We start from the raw sequence: 6,101 nt of genomic DNA, 5'->3' as shown, positions 1-6,101 counted from the left end.
CTATAACGCATAAAAATACCCTCCTTACTGGTTGTCCAGTAAAGAGGGTACATATCATTTAGATAATGTTCAAACACAATTAGATACTTTAGTTAAAGAAACTCATAAAGCAATTATAGATACTCGGGTAGCATTTGAAAAAACAGATAAGGATAATATTAAGTTTTGGAAAGGATAGCGACATGCGAAAAAAAAGTGCATTATTTTTGATTTGTTGTTTTATTATATGTTTAGTAGGGTGTGGTGTAAAAATAAAAACAGAACATTCACAGAAGAATTCTCAAGTAGAATTAACAAGTAGACAGAAGAAAATATTAAAGGAAGCGGGATTATCCACCAATTATGATGATTTGTTATCTTCACAGAGGATTGCAATCAAAAGAATTGAGGAATTATATAAGTATTTAGATAGTGAATATGATGAAGAATTTATTTATGAAGGTTATATTGCTCCAAACTCGCTACAAGATGAACAATTAATAGTTTATCCACAAGGACTAACAGAAAGTGATATTGTAACAGTAACGGTTTCTAAGATAGATGATAAAGAGATTATAACTGATGATTATTTGAATCTATTATTAAGAGATGATTATGAATCATATATAAAAAATATTATAGTAAAATTAGTTAATTCAGAAAATGTAAAAGTATATTCAGAGATAACTGAAGTTAAAGATAAGAATAATTCGGAATATGATAACAATGTTTCTGCAATGAATAAAATCTTTATTCTCAACACAGATGATAATAAAGAAATGCTTGACAAGCTTAATAAGAAATACAAAGAAAGTTTAGAATCTCATAAACTGTATAGCGTTAATAAGTTTTATATAATGGAAGAAAATGCATTTGAAAAAATAACCAAGTATAATTATGATGAGTACTTGAATGATGATAATATAGTAGCAAAATTCAGATGTAGTTTATCTGAATAAAAAAATGAATCGTTAAATAATAAATGTAAAGCAGAAACAAAAATAGAAAGTGTGTCTAATAGAATGTGATATATAGTAGCTGAAAATAATTTCAATAATTGGAGATTATATATTGTAATAGCTAGATTTATAAGAATTATAATATAGAACATTGTTAAATATTATTTTGGGGAGTAAATGAAGAATTTCTACTCCCCGGTTATGGCAATTTCCAGTACAATGATCCGGCGAATGGCAATGACAATTACAATCCGTATGGCAATGCTCAGTATGGTGCCGGATATGGTGGTAATTATAAAAATAGCTAATTATTATTTATATAGAAGAGACGCAATATAGAAGAAAAACAATAATATAATACGTATAGATCTATAATATGGCTGGGGGATTTATCGGCTGCTGATAATAGTTGACTACGACAATAAAAATGTCGTGGTCAACTATATTTTTATGTATGGGACTTAAAATGATAAAAAAGACTAAATCTGATTTAGTGATCTGGTGTATTTACATATTTGCTGAAAACAGCCAATTCCCGCATCATGTCCTATAAAAAACACCCGAAAAACCCTATTCTGTCAATGAATGTGTCAAGTTTTTAGCAAAAGCTTGACATGTAGCATCAGCCCTTGCCGAAGGCAACTTAAAATGGGCTGATGTTCAATATAAAGGAGGCAACAGATATGGATCAGAAAAAGACCGGTTCATTCCTAAGAGAACTGAGAAAGGAAAAACAGCTTACCCAGGAACAGCTTGCTGAACGGTTTGGGGTAACAAACCGCAGTGTGTCAAGATGGGAGACTGGCAGCAACATGCCGGATCTCAGTATTCTGGTGGAACTGGCAGATTTTTATGATGTCGATATCAGGGATATCATTGACGGAGAAAGGAAAGGCGAGGATATGAACAAGGAAGAAAAAGAGAGATTGATGGTTGTTGCTGATTATGCAGAAAACGAGAAGAATACACTGCTGATGAGATTGCGTATATTCAGCATAGTGGGATTGGTTTCATTGATTGCAGGACTGACGATGATGGTGATCAGCAGAGATAACAATCTTCCAATCTATGACTATTTGATGGGAACGCTTATGGGAGTTGCTATAGGTGCATTGCTGGTTGCGGTGTTCTATTCAACCGGAGTTTTAGAAAACATGAGGAAGCGGAAAAGAACGCTTATGAGAGTACTTTTGGTAATAAGCATATTAATCCTGCTTGGAACATTCATCGCGGCAATCATAGCATCGTTATGATATATATAATGAGCATTGCGACGGTTGAGCTTGCGCAAACTAAATGTAATATGCTATAATTTTTAAGGATGCAATGCGGACGATCAGTTCGTGGCATCCACATGAGCACAGATATTATGCGTGAGTATGATTAGAGCAATCATTTTTTATGACGAAAGAATTACAATTATATATGTATAAGCCCATAATATGGTTGGGTGTATCTACCAGCTACCGATAATAGTTGACTACGACATGGATTGCCGTGGTCAACTATATTTTTTTGTAAAAATATGTGTGTGGATACAGAGCGTAGATAGGGTTTAATAAAAAATATAAAATGATTTTGGAGGGTGCGCGTATGAGGTATGATGTGATAATTATTGGAGCGGGACCAGGAGGAATATTTTCTGCATATGAGCTGACAAAGCAGGCTCCGGATCTCAAGGTTGCAGTGTTTGAGGCTGGACATGAGCTTAAGAGAAGAAAATGTCCGATAGACGGCACAAAGATCAAGAGCTGCGTGGGGTGCGAGAGCTGCTCTATCATGAGTGGATTTGGAGGCGCAGGTGCATTTTCCGATGGAAAGTACAATATCACCAATGATTTTGGTGGAAGTCTGTATGAGTACATCGGCAAGAACGAGGCCATAGACCTCATGAAGTATGTAGATGATATCAATATGGAGTACGGCGTAGCGGGTACGAAGCTTTATTCCACTGCCGGCACAAGATTCAAGACAGTGTGTCTGCAGAACAGGCTTCATCTGCTGGATGCCTCGGTCAGACATCTTGGCACGGACATCAACTATATAGTTCTAGAGAATCTGTATGCATATCTTCAGGACAAGGTAGAGTTTTATTTTGACACATCTATACAGACTGTGGAAAAGCTGGACGATGGAACATATAGTGTATTCTGCAAGAAGGGTATATTTGCTTGTAACAAATGTATCATATCCGTTGGAAGAAGCGGAAGTAAATGGATGGAGACAGTGTGCAGGGATCTTAATGTGCCTACAAAATCTAACAGAGTAGATATAGGAGTCAGAGTAGAGCTTCCTGCGGCCATATTTGCACATTTGACGGATGAGCTCTATGAGAGCAAGATAGTATACAGAACGGAGAAGTATGGAGATAAGGTGCGAACCTTCTGCATGAACCCAAGGGGCGCCGTGGTTACTGAGAATACAAATGGAATCATAACGGTAAATGGCCACAGTTATGAGGATCCTGCAAAGCAGACGGATAATACAAACTTTGCGCTCCTTGTGGCAAAGCATTTCTCAGAGCCGTTCAAGGACTCCAACGGATACGGCGAGAGCATAGCGAGACTCAGCAACATGCTGGGCGGCGGAGTAATAGTGCAGAGATTTGGCGACCTCATAAGGGGACAGCGATCCACCCAGAGCAGGATAGAGGAAGCGTTCATCACACCTACGCTCAATGCCACACCGGGAGATCTGAGCCTTGTCCTTCCAAAGAGAATTCTGGATGGAATAATCGAGATGATCTACGCTCTTGATAAGATAGCCCCAGGAACGGCAAATGAAGATACACTGTTGTATGGAGTTGAGGTCAAATTCTACAACATGGAGGTAGAGGTAGATGACAAGCTGGAGACAATATATAAGGGACTGTATATCATAGGCGATGGAAGTGGTATAACCCACTCGCTGTCCCATGCATCTGCAAGCGGTGTATATGTAGCAAGAAATATTGCACATGGCGAATAAAACGAATAGATATATTTATATAGAAGAAAGTCATTCAAAACAGAGTATCGTGATAGGGGTTCCAGATACTCTGTTTTTATTTGATAAATGAGTTTCAAGCGAAAATACATTTGTTTGACTGGATGGGAGAAGGATGGTAGAGTTGTAAAAGGTATGAAAATAGATTTAAAGCCTATAACAAATATGAAAACAAATTTAACTGAGAAAATTATTAGTGGCATTGTATAGAAGACACTATATGATGGATTATTTTCGAAAGAAGAAAGGGAATAGGAAAATATGGAAGGATCAGTTATAAATCAGATATGCGCATCTCAAGATATCGCTGGCGAGAGAACTCGTGGATGCCAAGGATGACGGTGAGATATCTGGACATATATCTGTGGATGATATGGAAGGTTCTCTGAGAGGGATACTGTCGAATAAAATGGAAGAACTGAGACAAACTGTGGCCATGATCGACAGAGAGGAACTTAAAAAGATATTGGAGGCGGCAAAGAGCCGCGGAGCAGTTGCCATATCAATAACCAATAATGCCAGGTCAAGTGTTGCGGAGCTTAGCACATATCACATCACAACAGCTACCCGTGAAAAATTATTTCTTGATGGATACTGCTTTTCAAGGGTGTCTGCAACCATGGTGATAGAGATAATATATCTGCTGCTTGCATCTATGAGAAAGGAATCCTACGAGTCAATAGTAAGGCACGAACAGGCGATGGCTTATACAAAGGAGTGACATGATGCTTATGTATAGTGTATATACAATCCAAATACATAATTATATATGGAGGAAACAGACATGAAAGATATCAAATGGGCAGTTCTCGGAACAGGAGTTATCGCAAATGAGATGGCAGTGGCACTCAAAAAGAATGGCAGGAACATTTATGCGGTTGGTAACAGGACGTATGACAAAGCGGTGGCATTTGCTGAGAAGTATGGCATAGATAAGGTTTATTCAGACTACAATGAGATGTTCACGGATCCGGAAGTGGACGTGATATATATAACGACTCCACACAATACACACATACAGTTTATGAGAAAAGCGATAGAGAATGGTAAGCATATATTGGTGGAGAAGTCTATAACATTGAACAGCGATGAACTCGAAGAGATGGTAAAACTTGCAGAGCAGCATAATGTGATCATAGGTGAAGCGATGACTATTTATCATATGCCTATTTACAGAAAACTTAAGGAGTTACTGGACTCGGGTGCACTTGGCAAGGTCAATCTCATAACCATGAATTTTGGAAGCTTCAAAGACTATGATATGAACAATCGATTCTTCAACAGAAACCTTGCGGGAGGGGCAATGCTGGATATAGGTGTGTATGCCCTGTCATTTATAAGGTGGTTCATGGACTCAAAGCCAGACAAGCTCCTTTCACAGGTTAAGCCTGCGCCTACTGGAGTGGATGAGCAGGCAGGACTTTTGCTTATGAATAAGGAAGGCCAGATGGCAACCGTTATGCTGTCCCTTCACTCGAAGCAGCCGAAACGTGGAATGGTATCATGTGAAAATGGATATATAGAGGTGATGGAGTATCCAAGAGCGTGGGAGGCAAAGGTTACATACACAGATACAGGCAAAACTGAGATTGTTGCAGCCGGAGAAAATGCGGATGCCCTTGCGTATGAGCTTCAGGACATGGAGAGTGCGATATCCGGTGATGGAGATATGTATCTGGAATATACAAAGGATGTCATGGATATGATGACAGAGTTCAGAAGATCATGGCGATTTACATATCCAGAGGAAGAATAGGTAGAAGGTAGATTGCCATATGTAGGGGAGGCTGTTTAGAACAATTGCACACAATTGTCAGATAAATAAAAAAAGTCCTTGACATAAGATTGCCGTAGTGGTATCTTATAAAAGCTGTCGCATGAACAGGCAGCAGACGACAGCTTTTATAGGTATACAACATGATATGTCACTGAGACATGATTATAAATTACCTGAAAAAGTTGTTGACATACACACTTCGGTGTGGTAATATTTAGAAGTTGTCGCCGAAGAGGTCAGACATCAGCAACCGAAAAGGCCTTGAAAAAAGATAAAAAGTTGTTGACAAAGAACTTCGGATGTGATAACATATAGAAGTTGTCGCTGAGAGGCGAAAACATAAAAGAACCTTGAAAAATTAACAACATGACAACCCTGAAATTCCAAACAAGAATTTCAAG

5 protein-coding genes and 1 riboswitch are annotated in these 6,101 nt (G+C 38.3%); all 5 genes read left to right on the top strand.

Annotation, left to right across the window (positions count from 1 at the left end):
• Window positions 1–134 precede the first annotated feature (134 nt).
• The 5 genes from DXD11_RS13970 to DXD11_RS13950 all read left to right on the top strand — a co-directional run bounded on the left by DXD11_RS13970 (window position 135) and on the right by DXD11_RS13950 (window position 5,679).
• Window positions 135–938, top strand: coding sequence for a hypothetical protein (locus DXD11_RS13970; protein WP_147360138.1), 804 nt, complete (start codon window positions 135–137; stop codon window positions 936–938).
• A gap of 683 nt (window positions 939–1,621) precedes the next feature.
• Window positions 1,622–2,191: a helix-turn-helix domain-containing protein gene (locus DXD11_RS13965; protein ID WP_118758622.1), complete on the top strand. Its 570-nt coding sequence runs from the start codon at window positions 1,622–1,624 to the stop codon at window positions 2,189–2,191.
• A 151-nt stretch (window positions 2,192–2,342) separates the two neighbouring features.
• A riboswitch (purine riboswitch) is annotated at window positions 2,343–2,441 on the top strand.
• Window positions 2,442–2,531: 90 nt separating this feature from the next.
• On the top strand, window positions 2,532–3,905 hold the full coding sequence (locus DXD11_RS13960) for an NAD(P)/FAD-dependent oxidoreductase (protein ID WP_118758621.1): 1,374 nt from the start codon (window positions 2,532–2,534) through the stop codon (window positions 3,903–3,905).
• A 340-nt stretch (window positions 3,906–4,245) separates the two neighbouring features.
• Window positions 4,246–4,644 (top strand): SIS domain-containing protein, encoded by a 399-nt coding sequence (locus DXD11_RS13955; protein WP_243105888.1) that lies wholly within the window; start codon window positions 4,246–4,248, stop codon window positions 4,642–4,644.
• Window positions 4,645–4,707: 63 nt separating this feature from the next.
• Window positions 4,708–5,679 carry a Gfo/Idh/MocA family protein gene (locus tag DXD11_RS13950; protein WP_118758620.1) on the top strand — a complete coding sequence of 324 codons (972 nt, stop codon included), beginning with the start codon at window positions 4,708–4,710 and terminating at the stop codon, window positions 5,677–5,679.
• The last annotated feature ends 422 nt before the right edge of the window (window positions 5,680–6,101 follow it).

The sequence above is a fragment of the Coprococcus sp. TF11-13 genome, assembly GCF_003481085.1.
Taxonomy (GTDB): Bacteria; Bacillota; Clostridia; order Lachnospirales; family Lachnospiraceae; genus Coprococcus; species Coprococcus aceti.
This window is presented reverse-complemented; position numbering and strand designations above follow the sequence as displayed.

What these genes read in the sequence shown, in the direction of transcription:
- DXD11_RS13965 (WP_118758622.1), top strand. Translation starts at nt 1,622, where the DNA reads ATGGATCAGAAAAAGACCGGTTCATTCCTAAGAGAACTGAGAAAGGAA.
- DXD11_RS13950 (WP_118758620.1), top strand. Translation starts at nt 4,708, where the DNA reads ATGAAAGATATCAAATGGGCAGTTCTCGGAACAGGAGTTATCGCAAAT.
- DXD11_RS13960 (WP_118758621.1), top strand. Translation starts at nt 2,532, where the DNA reads ATGAGGTATGATGTGATAATTATTGGAGCGGGACCAGGAGGAATATTT.